Here is an 18,617-nt window from a genome sequence, read left to right as displayed (position 1 = left end):
ATAAGACGATTTGTCACTGATGAAGGACATCAGTCAGCCTGCGGGCTGGCGGGATGTCCTTTATATCGGGCAAAAACAGAAAAAATGAGCATGTGGAAGGAGCGCTGGTGATGGATCACCCTAATTTCAATGAAATGGCTGGCCGTCTGATGGTAGCACTAGATTATCCCGGAGCAGAGCAAGCAAAGGAATTGGTACAGGCTCTCGAAGGCATTCCCTGTTACCTGAAAGTGGGCATGCAGTTGTTCTACGCCGCAGGTCCGGGTTTTATCCGGGAGCTGAAATTGAAAGGTTACTCGGTATTTCTAGATGTGAAAATGCATGATATTCCGAATACGGTTCGTGGTGGTGCAGAGAGTATTACACGTCTTGGTGTGGATATGTTCAATGTGCATGCAGCAGGCGGTACAAGCATGATGCGTGCTGCCCGTGAAGGCGCAGAGGCGGCTATGGCTGCTGATCCTTCCCTGCGCAAACCGGAGATTATTGCGGTAACCCAGCTCACCAGCACAAGTCAGGAAACGATGAATGGCGAGATTGGTATCCAGGGAAGTGTAGAGGCAGCGGTGGTTCGTTATGCAGGGTTGGCTCATGAGGCAGGTCTGGACGGCGTGGTCGCTTCTCCGCTGGAGGTTCCCGCCATCCGGGCAGCCTGTGGCAATGACTTTCATACAGTCACACCGGGTATTCGTCCCGCAGGCAGTGGTCTGGGAGACCAGACCCGTGTCCTGACACCAGGTGAAGCGATTGCCAGAGGCAGCCATTATATTGTCGTAGGCAGACCGATTACAGGCGCTCCCAATCCGCGTGAAGCGGCAGAAACCATTTTGAAGGAGATGTTGAATGCATGATCGCACTTACTGAGATTCCTAACCATATTGCTTCCCAACTGTTAAAAATTAAAGCCGTGGCGCTGCGTCCGCAGCAGCCATTTACCTGGACTTCTGGCATCAAATCACCCATCTACTGTGATAACCGCTTAACGATGTCTTATCCTGAGATTCGTAACGATATCGCCGAAGCATTTGCAGCCATTATTCGTGAACAATACCCGGATACAGATGTAATCGCAGGTACTGCAACCGCGGGTATTCCACATGCAGCTTGGGTTGCTCAGAAGCTGGATCTGCCGATGGCTTATATTCGTGATAAAGCCAAAGGACATGGCAAAGAGAACCTGATTGAAGGCCTGATCACCGAAGGACAGAAGGTTGTTGTTATTGAAGACCTGATTTCTACAGGTGGCAGTTCAATCAAAGCGGCAGAAGCGGTGCGCGTAGCAGGGGCGACTCCACTCACGGTACTCGCGATTTTTAGCTACCAGCTGGACAAGGGTGTTAAAGCCTTTGAAGAAGCGGGAATTCCGCTGCAAACCCTGTCCAATTATACAGCCCTGATGGACGTGGCTTTGGCTCAAGGAACGATCCAGGAGAGTGATTTTGAACTGCTCAAATCCTGGCGTGAAGATCCTTCTTCATTTGGTAAATAATACAACAGAGACAGGCTTGAACTGTTCATTTGTGAACGGTATCAAAATTGTAACGATTGCTCTCATAGAGGCAAATTCATAGAATAGGCAAGAGGCATCCCGTCCATTGGGGTGCTTTTTTCAATTGTTCCTCTAAATATTAACTTTTTTCCCTGTAACGTTGTAAAAAGCTTGTAACTTTTAGTTGTGATCTGTCGTTTATAATTCAGTGTAGTATGGAATAGATTTCTAATTTTAGTGTTCTAAAAGAAATGAACGGGATTTCAAGAAAGGATGAGCGTGATTGCTGGCATGAAGAAGTTATTTTCCAGAAAGAGACCTGCTAAGAGCCCTTCAGGCGATGAACTTGTACAAGGGAAAGCGCAGCAGGAGGCAGTAATCGAGTCGGAAGGCCAGACCTACATAAGTGAACCTCTAAGTCCGACGAATCAGCCTTCTACAGACGAAAGGCAGCCCAGCCTGGATGAGGTGGCAGCGACCGTTGTTGCTGATGAGCCCGAGAAGAAAATCGCGCCGAAGAAGGAACTATTGCCCCCTTATGATGGGCCGGTGCTGGAGGTTCGCAATGTACATCGCAGTTTCCAGACGGGAAGCCGAATCATCCATGTGCTTAAGGGTATCGATATGGAAGTGAATCCACAACAGCTGGTGATGCTGAAAGGCAGATCGGGCTCAGGCAAAACGACACTGCTTAATATGCTTGGTGGGCTGGATCAGCCTTCAAGTGGAGACATTTTGTTCTCCGGTCAGCCTCTTCAGGATTGGGGAGACCGACGGCGGACTGCACTGCGGCGCAAGGAAATCGGTTTTATTTTTCAGGCGTATGCGCTCATGCCTCTATTGTCTGCCTGGGAAAATGTAGAGCTGTCGCTGCGGATGGCGGATGTACCCCGCTCGGAATGGAAGGATCGGGTAGGTCATTGTCTGGACCTGGTTGGTCTGACCAAACGAGTGAAGCACCGTCCCTTCGAGATGTCTGGTGGAGAGCAGCAGCGGGTAGCCATCGCGAAGGCGATTGCCCATAGACCCAGACTGTTGCTTGCAGATGAGCCGACGGCAGAACTGGATTCCAAAATGGGAGCACAAGTCATGGCTGTATTTCGCAATATTATTGAAGTGGAACAAGTAACGATATGTATGACTACACACGATCCTACGATTTTGGAGGTTGCGGACCATGTTTATGAAATGGCGGACGGCAAATTTATCAAGTAAAGAGGCCGCTCCGAAGAGGGGGAAACGTGCAGCACTAATTGTACTTGCTGTGGTAGTGGCTGCAACGATGTCCGGCTGCTCTTTGCTGCCGGCAGAAACAGAGGAAGAAGTGCTTCCACCAATTACACCACCAACGATTTCCAAGAAGCCGGAATATGAAGTCCGGACGGAAACGCTGGAGAAAAAAGTAAGTGGCAGCGGCAAAATGATGAGTCAGCGTGAAGAAAAAGTGTACTTTACACTCGATGGCATGCATATCAAAGAGTTGAATGTAAAACCAGGGGATAAAGTGAAAAAGGGTCAGCTTCTCGCTGTTCTCGATGTAGAGAGTGTGGAGAAGGAAATCCGGGCGAAGAACCTTCAGATTCGCAAATCGGAAGTTCAAATGAAGGAAACACTTCGTAAGCGCGATGAGATGGACCCGGTGGAATTCGAAGAATCCACTATTGCGTTTGAAGAGCTTCGTCAGGAACTCGCTGATCTGGAGGATAAACTGGGTAAAGCTACATTGACTGCTCCGTTTGGGGGAACCATTATCGCAGTACAAGTGGAGAAAGGCGCCGCAGTGAAAGCGTATGATCCCATTGCGACCATTGCGGATACATCGAACCTGGTCGTGGCCGCTACGTTTGCCAAGGAAGATCTGGAGAAGGTTTCAGCTGGAATGAAGGCAGATGTGGACATCAATGGTGCAGGCAAAGTGGCTGGCAAAATTAAAGTGATGCCGGTAGCTCAAGCATCGGAAACTGGAAGCGGTAATGGCAGCGGCGGAGGTACAGGAGAAGGTGGGACACCTCCAACCAAGGAAACGCTCGATAAATTTGTTATCGTTTCCCTGGCAAAGTTGCCTAAAGGTGTTGAACGCGGTACACCGCTGACCGTCTCGATTGTCACGCAGCGTACCGAGAACGCGATTGTTATTCCTGTGTCAGCTTTGCGCTCCATCGGTTCACGAACGTACGTGCAGGTTGTGGAGAGTGATGGCAGCAAGCGTGAAGTGGACGTGGAAGTTGGACAACAGACCTCGACGGATGTGGAGATTCTGAAAGGTCTGACCGTTGGACAGAAAGTAGTGGGCCGCTAATGGGGCTGCCATTGCTTCGACTGTTGTTCCGCAAAATGTGGAACACTCGCTGGATGACGTTCAGCACACTGATCGGACTGATTGTGGCGGTAGCGTTCACCGTCAGTATTCCAATGTATGCCGACGGTGCGCTGAAAAGAGTCGTGGCCCAGACGCTGCAGGATAACAGTGAGGGATTACCGGCAGGGTCGTTGCTCATGAGTTACCAGGCGCCTGGTGGTGTGAAGACAGACACACGGGGGCTGGAAGAAGTGGATCGATACATTCGTGAGGATGTGCCTCGTGATATTGGGTTTCCATTTCATACGTATGTCAATTCCAGATCCATTCGCAGCACAGAGGTGAACCCGGAGGATCCAACCAAGGTGGATGCCAGCCGGGTACGCAGCATGAGTCTGGGTACGATGACAGGTCTGGACGCACAGGTTAACTATTCCGCTGGTGTGAAGCCAGGTAATCAGGTCAAGGACGAAGTTATTGAAGCAGTCATGCTGGAAGAAGGCATGTATCGTAACGATCTGCATATCGGAGATATTCTGGAATATCCGGTATACAGCGGACTTGATATCACTTTGCGTGTCAAGATTACAGGTTCCTTCAAAGCAGACGATCCCAATAGCCCTTATTGGGTACAGGGATTTGATGGCATGATGAATGGACTCTATGTGGATGATTCCGTATTTAATAATATTTTGTTAAAGGAAAAAGGAATTCCGCTTCAGAACTCACGTTGGTATTATGCATTTGATCTGAAAGAGATTCAAACCAGCCAGCTCTCGGGATTGACCTCTGTTCTGGAACGGTTAGATATCGATCTGTATCAACGGCTGAAGGATACGAAAGTGGATATTACCTTTGGGGACCTGCTCAAACAATTCCGCAGTCAGAGTCTGCAATTGCAGACGATGCTGTTCACACTTGCAGCACCAATGATCGCGATGGTCTTTTATTTTATTGCGATGAATGCAAGGCAGTCGCTGCAGAAACAGGAAAGTGACATTGCTGTGCTGCGTAGTCGGGGAGCTTCAGCCCGCCAGATCTTCTCCCTATACCTGCTCGAAGGTATATTTCTGGGAGCCATTGCGCTGGTTATTGGACCATTTCTGGGTTGGTTTATGGCCAAAAGTATTGGTTCAGCCAGCGGATTCCTGTCCTTCGTGGATCGGAAATCAATTCCGATTGGTGTATCCAAAGAAGCCATTCTGATGGGGCTTGTCGCCGTATTGGTGGCAATCATAGCTTCGCTAATTCCGGCAATAACCTACGCGCGGGCGACCATTGTATCGGCCAAGCGGAGACAGGCACGTACCGATCGTGCTCCGGTATGGCAGCGTTGGTTCCTGGATGTTGTCCTGCTTGGCCTGGCTGGATACGGATATTATCTGTTCTACGAACGGCAGATGCTCACGTTCCAGACCGGAATGACAACAGATCAGTTGCAGGTACAGCCGTTTCTGTTCTTTGTACCCGCACTCGCCATCTTTGCACTGGGGCTGTTCTTCCTGCGATTGTTCCCGTGGATTCTGAAGCTCATTCAGCTGATTGGGCGCAAGTTTCTCCCGGTTCCGCTATATCTGACGCTGACACAGCTCTCACGTTCGTCGTCTTCTTACTATCCGTTGATGATCTTGCTTGTATTGACGCTCGGACTCGGTGTATATAACTCTGCTGCTGCTCGGACTATCGATCTGAACTCCACCGAGCGCACATTATACCGATATGGTTCGGATGTCATTATGCAAACGGTATGGGAAGGAACACCTGAGATCAAGCCGACTGGTTCTGGACAAGGCGGCGGTTCAGGTGGTGGACAGCAAGGTGGAGGAGGCGGTGCCGGAGGTTCTGGAGGTGGCGGTGCATCCGGGGGTGGAAATGGCGGAGGAGCCTCGGGAGGCGGTGGTGGTTCTTCGCAACCAACCAAAGTGATATACTCCGAACCTCCTTTTGAAATATTCCGTAGCCTGGATGGTGTGGAGCATGCAGCACGAGTGTTACAGACCAAAGGCAATATTATCGTCTCCGGTAAATCAGGCGGACAGGGAATGTTGGTCGGGATCGATAACGTGGACTTTGCTCAAGTGGCGTGGTTCCGTAACGATCTGTTTCCGGCACATCCATACAAGTATCTAGATTTGCTTGGGAAATATGAAGGGGCCGTATTGATCTCTTCCAAATTTGCAGACAAATTCAAACTCAAAACAGGAGATCTCGTCTCTATCGGTATACAGGGACAGGCGATTGAATTCGTAGTCTTCGGTATCATTCCGTACTGGCCTGCGCAGTATCCGGATCAGATGCCGTTCTTCGTTGCCAATCTGGATTATATCTATGATCAGGTGCCTCTGATTCCCTATGAGGTGTGGCTGAAAATGGAACCGGATGCCAAGGTGGCTCCGTTGATGGAGAAACTTGCCGGAGAAGGCATTGAATTATCGTCTATACGCGATGTGCGGACAGAACTGGTATCCCAGGGTAAGCATCCGTCCCGTGGCGGTGTGTTCGGCATCCTCAGTCTTGGTTTCCTGGTATCGGTCATTATCTCCCTGATTGGATACATTCTGTACTGGTTCTTCAATCTGTCAGGACGTGTTGTGCAGTTCGGTGTACTGCGGGCTATGGGTCTATCCCGAGCGCAATTGAGCGGTATGCTGCTGCTGGAGCAGGTGTTCACGGCGGGTCTGTCGATTATCCTGGGTATTGGCATTGGTCAGGTATCCAGTCGTCTGTTCCTCCCGTTCCTGCAAACCACGGATAATGTATCTGCACAGGTACCACCGTTCCGAATTGTATTTGAAGAGAAAGATATGCTGCAATTGTATGGCGTGACTGTGGTCATGCTGGTCATTGGCGCTACGATGCTGCTATGGCAGATTCGCAGGCTGCGTGTTCACCAGGCAGTCAAAATGGGAGAGGAGAGGTAAACGTGATCCAATGCGAAGGACTTGTCAAAATTTTCAAATCCAGCGATGTGGAAGTCGTTGCCCTTCAAGGCCTTAACCTGACTGTCAATCAAGGTGAAATGATGGCGATTATTGGTAATAGCGGTAGCGGTAAATCCACATTGCTTAACATTCTAGGAGGACTTGATCGTCCAACAGCGGGTACTGCCGTGGTCGGAGACTGGGACTTGTTGAAAATGACGGATGCACAACTAGTCGAATACAAACGTCATACGGTAGGATTCATTTGGCAAAATAATGGCCGTAACCTGCTGCCTTACCTCACAGCGCTGGAAAACGTGGAAACACCCATGATCCTGGGAGGCAAGCGAGATCGTGCCTATGCCATGCAGCTGCTAGAGTGGGTTGGATTGAAGGATCGGATGCACAACAAGCTGCATCAACTGTCCGGTGGGGAACAGCAGCGGGTGGCGATTGCCATCTCATTATCGAATCGTCCCAAGCTGCTGCTTGCCGATGAACCGACAGGCTCGGTGGATTCGGAGACCTGTGACACCATCATGGGCATTTTTCGCAAAATGAACAAGGAGCTCGGGGTCACGATTGTGATTGTTACGCATGATCTAACCCTCGCTGGCAAGGTGGACCGGATCGTGGCGATTCGGGACGGCTTGACCAGCACCGAGTTTGTGAAGCGCAATCCGAACCTGGATGATGAACATGGCTTGTCGGAGGCAGGAGCCCCGGATATTCATGAAGCCTTTGTCATCATTGACCGGGCGGGACGGCTTCAGGTACCCAAGGAATATCTGGAGGCATTGTCCATTGATAATCGTGCGACATTGGAGTTTGACGGTGAGCGTATAGTGATAACACCGCCAAGATAATTTTAGAGGGGGAATTGGGAAATGAAGAATAGGTTTTGGGGAAAACGGGTGTTGGCCGTGCTGGCTACAGCGAGTCTGGCATTACCGCTGCTTGCGGGTTGTACAGCGAGTGAGTCCAAGGATAACGAGCAGCGTGTGCTGCGTGTTGCAACGTTATGGGGGGGCCAAGATGACAGCAATTTCCGTCAACAATTTACTGATGCTTTTGAATTGACTCATGAGAATATAACCATTGAAATTGTACCTGCTGTAGATCAAGGCAGTATGTACGGGTATGGGAATCAGGAAGAGCAACAGGACGTTCCGGATACCATGGAAAGCTTGAAGAAAATTATGACAGGGGATAACCCGGTAGACGTTATCGTGGCTGATACATCGACGATCAAATCGTTAATTCAGGAAAATATGGTGAAACAGCTAGATCCACTGATGCAGGAAGACAAGTTTGATACCACGGATATTGTGCCAAGTGTTCTCGAAGGCATCAAGGATCTGGGGGATCAGAGCATCTACGCATTGACACCAACGTTCTCCTCTTCAGCATTGTTCTATAACAAGGGCATGTTTCAGAAAGCAGGGGTGGAGCCTCCAACGGACAATATGACCTGGGGGGACATCTTCAACCTGGGCACCCGTCTAACCAAGGGTGAAGGCAAAGATCATGTGTTTGGTTTCTCGTTCAGTACCTACCAAGGTGGTTCTCCATACCATACGATGTCCCAGTATTATAACTCTTTGCAGCTGAAGGTTTTTGATGACAAAGCAGAGAAAATGACCGTGGATTCTCCTCAGTGGGAGAAAGTATGGAGCACGATTAGCAAACTTGCCCTGGAAAAAGTGATTCCTAAAGGGGATGAACCGCAGGATCAAGATGAGGGTGGACAGTATAATCCGCTTTCAAATGATCTGTTCCTAGGTGGCAAAACAGCCATGGTCATCGGAGATTACAGCTATATTAATCAATTGATCGATGCCAATAAAAATGCGGATAAAATGAAGGGCTTTACGAAAGTAGACTGGGATGTGGTTACACCTCCGGTTCATCCGGAAGCTCCTGAAATCGGAGGCAATATTTATTTGAGTAACCTCATGGCTATTAATAGTGCAGCTCAGAACCCTGATGATGCATGGGAATTGATCAAGTATATGAACAGTGAAGACTGGGCGAAGATCAAAGCACGCAGCAGTTACGAGATGGTATCCCGGAAAAGCTTCATTAAACCAAAGGATGGTTTAGATTATAACATCCAGGCGTTCTATACGCTGAAACCTGTTCCACCGACAAATAGCAATGCGGATAAATTATATCAAAAAATGCCAGGCCTATGGCAAGTAAGTGACAAGGGTATGGAATTTTTCAATCAAGTACTTGAGAACAAAAAGACCCCAAAAGAAGCATTGGGTGAATGGGCAGCCAAAGGGAACGAAATGCTGGAGAAGTTGAAAAAGAACCCTAAAGCCACGTTCTAATTCATTTTTGAAGGTACAGAAATTTTATAAAAAGCAACCACATCTATTAGCCGCTGGAGATTTAGTTCTTTGGCGGCTAATTTTATGGAAATGGGGTATTCTACAAAAAGAGGAATACATGATGACTCCAGAAAGGACGAGCGTTATGCACTGGATATATTTCAGCAAATTGTATGCAACCAAATTTCAAGCAGGGTGTCTTGCCAAGCGGATGGAGCAGGATGGCTGGATTTATGGACATAATGAACCGGCGGAAGTGGAAGTGTATCGATCACGTAAAGGAAGATACGGTGTACGTTTTATTCCCTAACATTACCCCTTGACTTATAGAGCATGTATGGTGTATATTAATTAAGTCGCTGTTTTAATATTTCTTACTGACGCGGGGTGGAGCAGCCCGGTAGCTCGTCGGGCTCATAACCCGAAGGCCGCAGGTTCAAATCCTGCCCCCGCAATTTAGTTTTACTGGATGATTCACAGCCATCATCTGCACGTTATATATTCCTGTTTAGGGCCCTTAGCTCAGTTGGTTAGAGCGGTCGGCTCATAACCGATTGGTCGGGGGTTCGAGTCCCTCAGGGCCCATTCTCTTAAAACCCTTGCTAACGCAAGGGTTTTTTTCTGTTTTTATGTAATGTAAGCTGTAGAGCAAACATGGTAACTTGTTATTATCGAAAGATTATGGGTATTAACGATATGAATCTAAAATGAGAAGGACGCTGCTCAAGAATAACACGGGTAGTGTCTTTTTAATATGCCCTTTTTTCTGAATGTCAGTGTATGTCCATACCGTATTTCAAATCTCACATATACTATCTTATTCCAAACCATAGGAGGTAGATTCATGAGTCAATTTCTTGATGCAAGAACCTCGCAGAATGCGAGTTTTGCCAACTCTATCGCTGTACCGATCCTTGTTATTAACACGCCACAATTATTTGGACAGATTGGTCTGCTAACAGAAGGAGCAGGGGCAAACCCACGGGTACAACTCAAAGGAACGGTGTCTGTACAACTTCCTTTAGCACTCGTAGGTATAACCATTACGATTGTCAGAGGAACCTTGCCAACAGACCCTCTCATCTATTCGGCAACTTCTACGTTCAGCTTGAGTGTTCTGGCCCCTCAAGTTATTACGTTCTCCGCAAATGACTTCAATCCACCAATCACGCCTCAATTGACGTACACTGCATTCGTTAGCTCCAACTTGCTGGGTACCATTCGTGTAGGCCCTGAGAACTTTGATGGAGCCGTGTATTCCGACTAATGTTGAGCGCCCTTGCTCAAAGTGAACTAGATCAATAATTTCTTAAATGAAGGACATCACAGACCTGCCCTAAAAAGCAGGTTTTTTCTTGTTGAAGGGGGAAAACGGAACGTCCATCGAGTAGACGGGGTTCTATGATATAATGCTTTACAGAGATGGAATGGTATTCGAAATAAAGTAGTGTGTGAACATCTGAGAATTTTATGAAATTATAGATAGAAAGCGGGTTTACGTTTAATGACGCCAAATGAAAGTCAACGTTTTCGTTACAGTGAAGCTCCCGTCTGGGGCTGGCAAAGAGCTTATTATGAACAGAAAGGGCTAGAGGCTTGGACTGAGAATCAGGTGCCTCAATATATCACTAGTAATCCGATGATTGCAACGGCGTATGCCGAGATGATTTTTGGTTTTCTTCAGGATCTCGCGAACAAGGGACAGACCGCCGAGACCGTGACCATTCTGGAGCTTGGAGCGGGCGTAGGGCGTTTGGCTCACCAAGTCCTCCTTAAACTGGTCGAGTTAAAGGATTTTGCTGGAATAGAGCTGCCTTCCTTCAGATATGTGATGACTGATCTCGTAGTGGAGAATGTGTTGGGTTGGAAAGAGCATCCATCCATGCAATCCTTTATTCAACAAGGCATATTGGATTTTGCGCGTTTTGACGCTGTAGAGGATACGGAGTTGAATCTGGTCGTTGCTGGTACGGTTATTCGGCCGGGCGATCTGAAACAACCGTTGTTGTTGATTGCCAATTACTTTTTTGACAGCATTCCGCAGGAATTAATCTATATTGGGGATGGCGAGATATATGAGTGCGATCTGCTTGTTCAGTCTCCAGATAGTCATCTTGATCTGGACCCCGCTGAGATGCTGAAGAACATGACGCTGAGTTATGAGTATCGCCGGGCACCCGAATACAGTGCGGATAACTATCCATATCAGGAGCTTATTACATTGTACAAAGAGGAGCTGGAGGATTCGCACATTCTGTTTCCTGCAATCGGTTTGTCTTGTCTTGAACGGCTGAACAAGTTGTCACAGTCAGGTTATGTGTTGATTACCGCTGATAAAGGGGATCATCGGCTGGATAACTGGAAGTTCGCAGAGCCGCCTGAATTCGTTCTTCACGGGAGTTTTTCTTTAACGGCCAACTACCATGCCATTCAACATGCCCTGGAACAACAGGGCGCCCATACTCGATTCACGACACATCATTATAAAGATCTGAATGTAGGGTGCATGTTGATGGTGGAAGAACCGATGAGTTATGTGAACACGCGGCTGGCCTACCATCGCTTTGTTGAACGTTTTGGACCGGATGATTTTTTCAGTATGAAACAATGGATAGATCATCAGATCGAGCGTATGGAGTTAAAGCATATTTTACCGTTTTGGCGTCTGGGCGGATATGATGCTGAGTTCTTGATCCACAGTGCTACGCACATTTCCAGTCTTCTTCCGGATGCAAGTGATGAGGAAATGCTCGATATTCAGTCTGGAATTCACATGATGTGGTCGTCCTACTATGTGATGGAACAGCAGGGAGGGCTGGCGTTTCTGGCAGGGCAGTTATTATATGAGATGTATATGTATGAGGATGCCAAGCGGTTTCTGGAGAGCGCGCTGGATGCAGATCCGAGTAACCACAATTCAGCTGTTTTGTACGACTTGGCCGTGTGCTGTTATGAGCTTGAACTGGAAGAAGAAACACTGGCATATACCCATAAAGTACTGGCTCTGGAACCTGATCATGAAGAGGCAGTAGCGTTACTCCAGAGTTTCGGGTTGATCTGAACAAATATTAGAACTTGTCTCCTATATGTAAAAAATGGTGATGATTGTATATAAAATTGAAACTTAATTGGGGTGTAATCGTATTACTGGGATATTCAACCAATCATCTACTTAAGCAGAAAAGGAGACAAAGATATGAAAAAAGCCTTATCCGTTGCATTATATCCATTAATGTGGGTTGTGGGTGCATTTAGTGTTTTGTCTGGAAATGCAAACAGTGCCCTATTGGTAAAAGATATCGCTACAGATCAAAGCAATGATGGACAGGCCGTCTATGATAGAATTGAACGTAGAAATGCCTAACTACATATCATTGAACTGTAAAGGTAATTGTTTCACCGAGCAATAGGATTAGAACCAATTACTCTTGAAGCGAGGTACGATGAGTAGGAACAATGCTTTCCGTACAACCTTTAAGCCGGTTTCGTACCTTATTCAGGTATGAACCGGCTTATAATATTTAATGGGGGATGCCAGATGAACCAGATGAAGATTATCATTGGACAACCGAGGCTGGAACAGCAATTGGTATAGCTTGAAGCCGAATTGAAGCAATATCCTGAAGCGGATGTGTTACTCTTTCCTGAAGGGTATCTAAACGAGAACGTGGAAGAGGCTTGCCGTCTGGCGAATGCGTATGGAACGATGATTGTGTCAGGTCACCACAGATTGAACGAACGCCCCAAGGACCGCTCAATTATCATCAACAAGAATGGGACCAGCATACTGGAGAAAGCAACATATACATTTGCTGAAGTGGTTGAGGAACAGGATTGGGTGATAAGTACTTTATTGTGTGACGAGTTAGTGCTGCAAGGATTTCGCAACGAAAATAAAGGCAGCGTGGACATCATATTTCATTCCATCGGTGTGGGCATGTTTAGTGAAGAGCAGTATACGGAATGGCTTGAAGCGGCCCGGCAGATTGCCATACAAAATCAATGTATCGTTATGGGGACTAGCCATGCGGACGGTTCGTACCGTGGCAGTGACATGTCCATCCCGATCGCCTATTGTATCAACCCTGACGGAGAGATTATTTTGGCATCCAGAAACGACACACGCACTCGCTTGATCATGCTGGATAAAGGAAATACTGGCCCTGCACGCCATACAGCCCATGAAAACCGTGTGAACCTCAAAGTAGTTATAGCATAGCTCAGCTGGGAGAATCCCCCGATGATTGGGCTAATGAGCTTGCCGAAACGCCCGGTCATTTGTGTGGGAATCGCATATGTTATGGCATACCTTGAAATTCAAAGGAGGCCAAGCAAATGAGTCAAGTTGGATACGGTTGTTGTGGCAATGTTGGTGGATTTGGCGGATGGACTTCCACAAGTGCAATTCTCGTACTTTTCATCCTGCTCGTAATCATCACTAAATCTTTCTGGCTGTAAGCCACACAAAGGACGATGTAAGAGTGCATTACACTAAGCTCCGCTGAGAATTCAGTGGGGTTTTTCTTAGCTTTTGGGATAAACGGATATGATGAATGAGATTTGACAATAGAAAACAATGTGCTTAAAATCACATAAGAGACTATTAATAGAGATTGAAGGGATAGTAATGCCGTTTATTCGTTTTAAAGGATTCACAGGTCCCCAGCTAGAGGAAGTTGTACCCCGTATTACGCAGCAGATGGCCTTGATTACCAATATTCCACTGGAGAGAATGAAGGCAGAGCGACACGATGTACAAGCACTTACTCCTTCTCCAGCTTCCGTAGAGATTCTAATGTTTCAACGTGACCAGGAGATTCATAATCGGATTGCATCGTCCATGCAGGCTATTTTGGAAGAAGCGCATCTGCCTGACGTGCATATTTTCTTCAATATACTGTCACCTGCACTGTATTATAAACAAGGCAAGCCGCTGACAGATTACCGATTGGATTGAGACTGCCCGAATAACTTCGGAGCAGTCCGGGACGAGCAGAGGGTTGCTCGTCTTTTATTTTGAATTATGAATTATTCGTATCCATTGTATCATGATGGCTTCGCTGTACTCGACTTAACCCAAAAGAGCAAATCGCAGACACCATCAGAATCAGTACGGCCCAGGACAAGGTGGTAACCGCCCAGAATGTCTGTGAGGCCCCCAAATATACGACGATGAATCCTGTCATTGCATATCCGATAATCGTCGCCGTATGAGTAGAGAAAGAGAGCAGGCTATTCGCCTTCGCCAGATCCTCTCCTTGAACCAGCTGGGGGGTTAACGCGTTTAAGAGGCGAGATTCCCATCCGTCCAAAAGAGAGAGAATGGCTATTCCAAAAAGTAGAACAGGGATATGAGCAGTAAGATGAGTGAATGCGACGGCGATTCCGGTAATCATGCATGTTTTCGCTGCCGGAATGCTAATCATTAGTCTGGATAATGCGATACGATTCACAAGCAATGGAAAAGTGAGTCCTGCCACGATACGCGCGGTGATTTGCATACATGGAAACAGCGCAGCATAGAGGATGGACCCGGTCTGTCCGTAAATAAACGTCGTAATAACCATGATATATATGACATTAATGAGAGAAAGCAGCGTTTTGACAGCCAAGTATGGATAAAATGCGATGTTCATGCTAAGGTGTCCTTTCCACACAACGATAAGTACATATTACGGATATTGTCGTGAGCACACCACAAATAAAGTTATCATTTTCCCGTCATTGAAACATGAGCATTCTGCATAAATCCAAAGAGCGTCTTTCAATCAGTAAGATGTAGATCGAAATGGTTCTATTCGTCTAGATCTTGTACCCGAGGGCGAGTTGAATCGGATTGTGCAAAATGCTGACAGAAAAAAACAGCTGCCCAACGGGGGACAGCTGTTTTCTGATTCCTATGATTCAAGCTACAACGAGCGTAAAAGCAATAAGCAGCATCAACAGACTGGATATTCTGGCCATGGTCATATAAGGTCTGCTCGGCTCAGCCTCGCCCCGGGAAATCCAGCCATACCGCAAGTACCAACCAAATTTCGGGAAGCACAGATTGATGATACATAGTGTCATGAATATAAAAAAGACGGTTCTCATACCCGATCTTCCTTCCCTACTCTACATGACAGGCTCGAATTAACGCTTACGTTTTGTGAAGAAGAAAACAATCAAAATAATAATAATGACGATTAACAGAAATTTCATGAGGTAACCTCCAGATGATGTGTTTTATCACAAATGTTATTTATCAGTTATTACCCAAGGAATACATGATTTGAATAACTATGTTACAATTAATTATATTGGCTTTGTATAATCACATACCATCGGGTTCCCATATCTCCATGATGACCATAGACAGTTTATAGTTTTGTGAGATGAAGGAGGAAGTATGACCCAACACAATCAACTTGCAATACAATGGGAATTCATTATCTCCAAGATTAAATCATCCGTGACGGTAGTGGACGCTACCTTGCCTGAATTCCCGCTAATGTATGTAAATGAACATTTTACTCAATTGACTGGATACAGCAAGGAAGAGTCTGTTGGACAAAATTGCCGCTTTCTTCAAGGGCCGGATACGGATTCAAAAACGATACAGCAGATACGTTATGCGTTGAAAACACAGCAGTCGATTAAGATAGAAATTTTAAATTATACGAAAAGTGGACAGAAATTCTGGAATGAACTGAATTTTGATCCGATCTTCAATGAGTCGGGGGAATGTTTATTTTTTGTAGGAATTCAATACGATATTTCGGAACGGAAATATGCCGAGCAGCAGTTACATATGGCAGTTTCCTTGGCTGAAATGAACAGCAGAGGACAATTGGAGTTTATTGGAAAAATGAATCATGAACTCCGAACACCATTGAACGGAATTATGGGCATGATCGAACTTGTCAGCATGGGTGACAACAGTGATGAGCAGAAAGAATATTTGGAGCTTGCGCGTCAGTCCGGTGAAGCCCTTCTGAGCATTATTAACAATAGTCTCGATATGGCAAAGCTGGGCAGAGGGAAAATGGTGGTGGAGCAAATTGAATTTCAGCCGCTGAAGCTGGTTCAACAGATTATCAAGACGCATGAACCTGCGGCCCATAATAAACAAATTCGTTTGCTCTGTCATGCTGATTTGAATATTCCTGATGTGCTCACGGGTGATCCTCTACGCCTTCGGCAAGTACTTGATAATTTACTGAGCAACGCGATCAAATTCACGATACAAGGTGAAGTGCAATTACAGATGGATGTTAAGGAACGGTTTGGGGATACGGTTACGATCGTGTTCACAATACGTGATACGGGGATTGGCATTCCGAAAAGTCAAATCAATCATTTGTTTGAAGCATTCATGCAGACTGATGTCTCTCATGCACGCAAATTTGGCGGCACCGGGCTGGGGCTCACGATCTGTAAGGAGTTACTGGAATTGATGGATGGTCACATTTCGGTGGAGAGTATCGAGGGTAAAGGTACGAAGTTTGAAGTTTCATTGCCTTTACTTTGTCATCAGGCGATTCCCAATGTGGTGTAGTATAAACGAAGCAGTCGGGCAATTCCGGCTGTTTTTTTTTTTGTTTTATATTGTTTTACGAACTGGCGTTCTGATATAATGCAAGAGTTGAATGGGGGAGAGGCAGCATGAGTAGAAGACGCAGAGGGAGTAAAGCTAAACGCAAGCAACGATTCATAAAGCAGATAGGAACCCTGGTAGCGATGTTAATGGTAGCGCTCTATGCCTGGGGTGGAGGAGAATGGCCTCTGGATACACCATCCCAATTAGGTGGAAGCAACAAGGGTGTGGATCATACCCTTACTTTTCCGTCAGAACGCTATCCCGAAACGGCCAAACATATCCAGGCAGCAATCAAGGCAGGGCATTCGGATGTATGTACTATTGATCGTGGTGGAGCCGAAGGTAACCGAGATTTGTCACTTAAGGGCGTTCCGGTCAAAAAGGGTAAAGATCGGGATGAATGGCCGATGGCGATGTGTGCGGAGGGCGGAGCGAATGCAGATATCCAATATATTACGCCCAAAGATAATCGTGGAGCAGGATCATGGGTTGGAAATCAGTTAAGTACATATCCGGATGGAACACGGGTGAAGTTTGTGGTGAAATAACAATAAGATTATGGATAGACAGAACAAGATAGCGAGGCTTTGGATGTGAGACCGTATGGTACGGGATAAGTAAAAAGAGAAAAACCAGACGTTCATGCGTCTGGTTTTTGGTATGAAGTGTTGGAATAAATAGATCTTGTTGACGTATCTATACAAGAACTGATTATTTATGATAACAGATCCGACTAAACGAGTTGCATTCCACTTAAATGATGAGACCGGATGCTTAACAGACGAGTAACATGCTCAACCTCATCGAATGGTATCCACAAACTTCCGTGAACTGTACGTAGGGAGAGAATGGAGCTATCTGCCGTACGTTCCGGGAATCCGGTCACCGTTTGCCCGCTTGTATTACGAACCATAATCTGTTGTTTGCGCCGAATGGCAATTTCTACCTCTTTTTTCATAAGTCATTGCTCCTGATTATGAGATGTTAAATCCATATGTCAATGTTTTCAATGGTTAATTTGTCTTCTTTATCTAGTCTATCAGAACTAGGTATAGATTTCCAGAGATGAAATTAAATTTTACATAGGTGAATTGACTTAGTACATATTATCCGTTTTTGAATCAGCATCGGGGGTTATATAAGGATAAAAGGAGGGAACGTATATGACACAATTACTGATCGGACTTGCTCGCACAGAGAACGAAGCTATTCTCATGTTGAATAAACTGAAAAAGGAAGGCATTGAGGATAAATATTTGGGAGCAGTGGCCAAAGAACAGCTTGATCTTGAGGTTGTAAGTGAGAAGACGGGCCTACCGATGCCTTTAAAGGGGGCTGGAACGGATGGAGCCTTTGGAGCGCTGAAAGGTATATTGGCCGGTCTGGGAAAGCGAATGGATCAGACGATGTCGATAGGAAAAGCAGTACGCAGACTCGCAGGTAACGAGATTGGAAGTGAGACCGATGATCTCATTCTTACCTTGACGGAGGCTGGGATCTCTGAGGAAGATGCACGCTACTACGAAGAGTGGCTGTTGCAGGACCATATCCTGGTTATCGTAGAGTGCAGTGATGAAGAGGCAGCTCGAATTAAACCTATTCTTCTTTTTTAGTTTAATTTAAGCCTGATTTTATGTTTCTTTAATGTTGGGGAGTTATTCTTATCTCACACCTCCCTTAATATAGATTGGTTTACCGGAAGTCCGGGACCGCAACTCGGACTTTCTAGGCACTGCCTTCTAACGCTGGCAGTGCCTGTTTCATTTAGTTGGATTATTTTATATAAAAGGTGTTGCAAAGTTATAATATTCATGGTAAGATATTTCTTGTCGCCAAGAAATACAAACCCATGCCGGGGTGGCGGAATTGGCAGACGCACAGGACTTAAAATCCTGCGGTAGGTGACTACCGTACCGGTTCGATCCCGGTCCTCGGCATCAAACTCAACGTGGAACTCCTTTGATACATAAGGGGTTCTTTTTTATTTTGTTTG

Annotated in this window: 20 protein-coding genes and 3 tRNA genes; 20 read left to right on the top strand and 3 right to left on the bottom strand. The window is 46.3% G+C overall.

Annotated elements, in window-relative coordinates:
• The first annotated feature begins 110 nt into the window (after positions 1-110).
• The 16 genes from pyrF to ACR32F_RS22670 all read left to right on the top strand — a co-directional run bounded on the left by pyrF (position 111) and on the right by ACR32F_RS22670 (position 14,002).
• Complete coding sequence (pyrF, locus tag ACR32F_RS22745; protein ID WP_440111017.1) at positions 111-851, top strand: orotidine-5'-phosphate decarboxylase; 741 nt, start codon at positions 111-113, stop codon at positions 849-851.
• Positions 848-1,489, top strand: coding sequence for an orotate phosphoribosyltransferase (gene pyrE / locus ACR32F_RS22740; protein WP_440111015.1), 642 nt, complete (start codon positions 848-850; stop codon positions 1,487-1,489). Before pyrF ends, pyrE begins: the two co-directional genes overlap by 4 nt.
• A 273-nt stretch (positions 1,490-1,762) precedes the next feature.
• Positions 1,763-2,704 carry an ABC transporter ATP-binding protein gene (locus tag ACR32F_RS22735; RefSeq protein ID WP_440111013.1) on the top strand — a complete coding sequence of 314 codons (942 nt, stop codon included), beginning with the start codon at positions 1,763-1,765 and terminating at the stop codon, positions 2,702-2,704.
• Positions 2,667-3,788, top strand: coding sequence for an efflux RND transporter periplasmic adaptor subunit (locus ACR32F_RS22730; protein WP_440111011.1), 1,122 nt, complete (start codon positions 2,667-2,669; stop codon positions 3,786-3,788). The genes ACR32F_RS22735 and ACR32F_RS22730 overlap by 38 nt, the downstream gene beginning before the upstream one ends.
• Positions 3,788-6,709 (top strand): ABC transporter permease, encoded by a 2,922-nt coding sequence (locus ACR32F_RS22725; RefSeq protein WP_440111009.1) that lies wholly within the window; start codon positions 3,788-3,790, stop codon positions 6,707-6,709. Before ACR32F_RS22730 ends, ACR32F_RS22725 begins: the two co-directional genes overlap by 1 nt.
• 2 nt (positions 6,710-6,711) lie before the next feature.
• A complete protein-coding gene (locus tag ACR32F_RS22720) occupies positions 6,712-7,575 on the top strand; it encodes an ABC transporter ATP-binding protein (protein WP_063567873.1) in 864 nt (287 codons plus the stop codon).
• Between the two features lie 21 nt (positions 7,576-7,596).
• Entirely contained in the window at positions 7,597-9,045 is a 1,449-nt protein-coding gene (locus ACR32F_RS22715) for an ABC transporter substrate-binding protein (RefSeq protein ID WP_440111006.1), read from the top strand.
• A 145-nt stretch (positions 9,046-9,190) separates the two neighbouring features.
• Positions 9,191-9,355, top strand: coding sequence for a hypothetical protein (locus ACR32F_RS22710; RefSeq protein WP_440111004.1), 165 nt, complete (start codon positions 9,191-9,193; stop codon positions 9,353-9,355).
• 71 nt (positions 9,356-9,426) lie between these two features.
• Positions 9,427-9,500 (top strand) — tRNA-Met (locus ACR32F_RS22705).
• Between the two features lie 56 nt (positions 9,501-9,556).
• Positions 9,557-9,630 (top strand) — tRNA-Ile (locus tag ACR32F_RS22700).
• A gap of 259 nt (positions 9,631-9,889) precedes the next feature.
• Positions 9,890-10,312 (top strand): hypothetical protein, encoded by a 423-nt coding sequence (locus ACR32F_RS22695; RefSeq protein ID WP_440111002.1) that lies wholly within the window; start codon positions 9,890-9,892, stop codon positions 10,310-10,312.
• 237 nt (positions 10,313-10,549) lie between these two features.
• Positions 10,550-12,106, top strand: coding sequence for a tetratricopeptide repeat protein (locus ACR32F_RS22690; RefSeq protein ID WP_440111000.1), 1,557 nt, complete (start codon positions 10,550-10,552; stop codon positions 12,104-12,106).
• A gap of 135 nt (positions 12,107-12,241) precedes the next feature.
• A complete protein-coding gene (locus ACR32F_RS22685) occupies positions 12,242-12,409 on the top strand; it encodes a hypothetical protein (RefSeq protein WP_440110998.1) in 168 nt (55 codons plus the stop codon).
• 243 nt (positions 12,410-12,652) lie between these two features.
• On the top strand, positions 12,653-13,264 hold the full coding sequence (locus ACR32F_RS22680; RefSeq protein ID WP_440110996.1) for a hypothetical protein: 612 nt from the start codon (positions 12,653-12,655) through the stop codon (positions 13,262-13,264).
• Between the two features lie 116 nt (positions 13,265-13,380).
• Positions 13,381-13,503 (top strand): YjcZ family sporulation protein, encoded by a 123-nt coding sequence (locus tag ACR32F_RS22675; protein ID WP_440110994.1) that lies wholly within the window; start codon positions 13,381-13,383, stop codon positions 13,501-13,503.
• Positions 13,504-13,672: 169 nt separating this feature from the next.
• The gene (locus ACR32F_RS22670) at positions 13,673-14,002 is read left to right on the top strand and encodes a DUF1904 family protein (RefSeq protein WP_440110992.1); all 330 of its coding nucleotides are present in this window, start codon (positions 13,673-13,675) and stop codon (positions 14,000-14,002) included.
• Between the two features lie 64 nt (positions 14,003-14,066).
• Here the strand turns inward: ACR32F_RS22670 and ACR32F_RS22665 are convergent, their stop codons facing one another.
• Both ACR32F_RS22665 and ACR32F_RS22660 read right to left on the bottom strand, forming a co-directional pair.
• A complete protein-coding gene (locus ACR32F_RS22665; protein WP_440110990.1) occupies positions 14,067-14,681 on the bottom strand; it encodes a hypothetical protein in 615 nt (204 codons plus the stop codon).
• Positions 14,682-14,949: 268 nt separating this feature from the next.
• Positions 14,950-15,138 (bottom strand): DUF6199 family natural product biosynthesis protein, encoded by a 189-nt coding sequence (locus tag ACR32F_RS22660; RefSeq protein ID WP_440110988.1) that lies wholly within the window; start codon positions 15,136-15,138, stop codon positions 14,950-14,952.
• Positions 15,139-15,433: 295 nt separating this feature from the next.
• On the opposite strand from ACR32F_RS22660, the gene ACR32F_RS22655 reads away from it, so the two are divergent.
• A complete protein-coding gene (locus ACR32F_RS22655) occupies positions 15,434-16,582 on the top strand; it encodes an ATP-binding protein (protein WP_440110986.1) in 1,149 nt (382 codons plus the stop codon).
• A 107-nt stretch (positions 16,583-16,689) separates the two neighbouring features.
• Positions 16,690-17,172 carry a NucA/NucB deoxyribonuclease domain-containing protein gene (locus ACR32F_RS22650; protein WP_440110984.1) on the top strand — a complete coding sequence of 161 codons (483 nt, stop codon included), beginning with the start codon at positions 16,690-16,692 and terminating at the stop codon, positions 17,170-17,172.
• A gap of 185 nt (positions 17,173-17,357) precedes the next feature.
• Here ACR32F_RS22650 and ACR32F_RS22645 read toward each other — a convergent pair whose 3' ends face one another.
• Positions 17,358-17,582: a hypothetical protein gene (locus ACR32F_RS22645; RefSeq protein ID WP_036614778.1), complete on the bottom strand. Its 225-nt coding sequence runs from the start codon at positions 17,580-17,582 to the stop codon at positions 17,358-17,360.
• A 205-nt stretch (positions 17,583-17,787) separates the two neighbouring features.
• Between ACR32F_RS22645 and ACR32F_RS22640 the strand changes: the two genes are divergently transcribed.
• The gene (locus tag ACR32F_RS22640; RefSeq protein WP_440110982.1) at positions 17,788-18,237 is read left to right on the top strand and encodes a hypothetical protein; all 450 of its coding nucleotides are present in this window, start codon (positions 17,788-17,790) and stop codon (positions 18,235-18,237) included.
• 238 nt (positions 18,238-18,475) lie between these two features.
• Positions 18,476-18,561 (top strand) — tRNA-Leu (locus ACR32F_RS22635).
• Positions 18,562-18,617: the final 56 nt, after the last annotated feature.

Source organism: Paenibacillus hebaui (genome assembly GCF_051934385.1).
Classification (GTDB): domain Bacteria; phylum Bacillota; class Bacilli; order Paenibacillales; family Paenibacillaceae; genus Paenibacillus.
Note: the sequence above shows the minus strand (reverse complement) of the source record. Positions and strands in the feature narration are given on the sequence as shown.

Excerpts from the sequence above, each read along its gene's own strand:
- ACR32F_RS22670 (WP_440110992.1), top strand. The coding sequence starts at position 13,673 with ATGCCGTTTATTCGTTTTAAAGGATTCACAGGTCCCCAGCTAGAGGAA.
- ACR32F_RS22675 (WP_440110994.1), top strand. The coding sequence starts at position 13,381 with ATGAGTCAAGTTGGATACGGTTGTTGTGGCAATGTTGGTGGATTTGGC.
- ACR32F_RS22650 (WP_440110984.1), top strand. The coding sequence starts at position 16,690 with ATGAGTAGAAGACGCAGAGGGAGTAAAGCTAAACGCAAGCAACGATTC.
- ACR32F_RS22640 (WP_440110982.1), top strand. The coding sequence starts at position 17,788 with ATGACACAATTACTGATCGGACTTGCTCGCACAGAGAACGAAGCTATT.
- ACR32F_RS22645 (WP_036614778.1), bottom strand. The coding sequence starts at position 17,582 with ATGAAAAAAGAGGTAGAAATTGCCATTCGGCGCAAACAACAGATTATG.
- ACR32F_RS22655 (WP_440110986.1), top strand. The coding sequence starts at position 15,434 with ATGACCCAACACAATCAACTTGCAATACAATGGGAATTCATTATCTCC.
- ACR32F_RS22695 (WP_440111002.1), top strand. The coding sequence starts at position 9,890 with ATGAGTCAATTTCTTGATGCAAGAACCTCGCAGAATGCGAGTTTTGCC.
- ACR32F_RS22685 (WP_440110998.1), top strand. The coding sequence starts at position 12,242 with ATGAAAAAAGCCTTATCCGTTGCATTATATCCATTAATGTGGGTTGTG.
- ACR32F_RS22725 (WP_440111009.1), top strand. The coding sequence starts at position 3,788 with ATGGGGCTGCCATTGCTTCGACTGTTGTTCCGCAAAATGTGGAACACT.
- pyrF (WP_440111017.1), top strand. The coding sequence starts at position 111 with ATGGATCACCCTAATTTCAATGAAATGGCTGGCCGTCTGATGGTAGCA.
- ACR32F_RS22730 (WP_440111011.1), top strand. The coding sequence starts at position 2,667 with ATGTTTATGAAATGGCGGACGGCAAATTTATCAAGTAAAGAGGCCGCT.
- ACR32F_RS22715 (WP_440111006.1), top strand. The coding sequence starts at position 7,597 with ATGAAGAATAGGTTTTGGGGAAAACGGGTGTTGGCCGTGCTGGCTACA.
- pyrE (WP_440111015.1), top strand. The coding sequence starts at position 848 with ATGATCGCACTTACTGAGATTCCTAACCATATTGCTTCCCAACTGTTA.
- ACR32F_RS22660 (WP_440110988.1), bottom strand. The coding sequence starts at position 15,138 with ATGAGAACCGTCTTTTTTATATTCATGACACTATGTATCATCAATCTG.
- ACR32F_RS22710 (WP_440111004.1), top strand. The coding sequence starts at position 9,191 with ATGCACTGGATATATTTCAGCAAATTGTATGCAACCAAATTTCAAGCA.
- ACR32F_RS22690 (WP_440111000.1), top strand. The coding sequence starts at position 10,550 with ATGACGCCAAATGAAAGTCAACGTTTTCGTTACAGTGAAGCTCCCGTC.
- ACR32F_RS22665 (WP_440110990.1), bottom strand. The coding sequence starts at position 14,681 with ATGAACATCGCATTTTATCCATACTTGGCTGTCAAAACGCTGCTTTCT.
- ACR32F_RS22735 (WP_440111013.1), top strand. The coding sequence starts at position 1,763 with ATGAGCGTGATTGCTGGCATGAAGAAGTTATTTTCCAGAAAGAGACCT.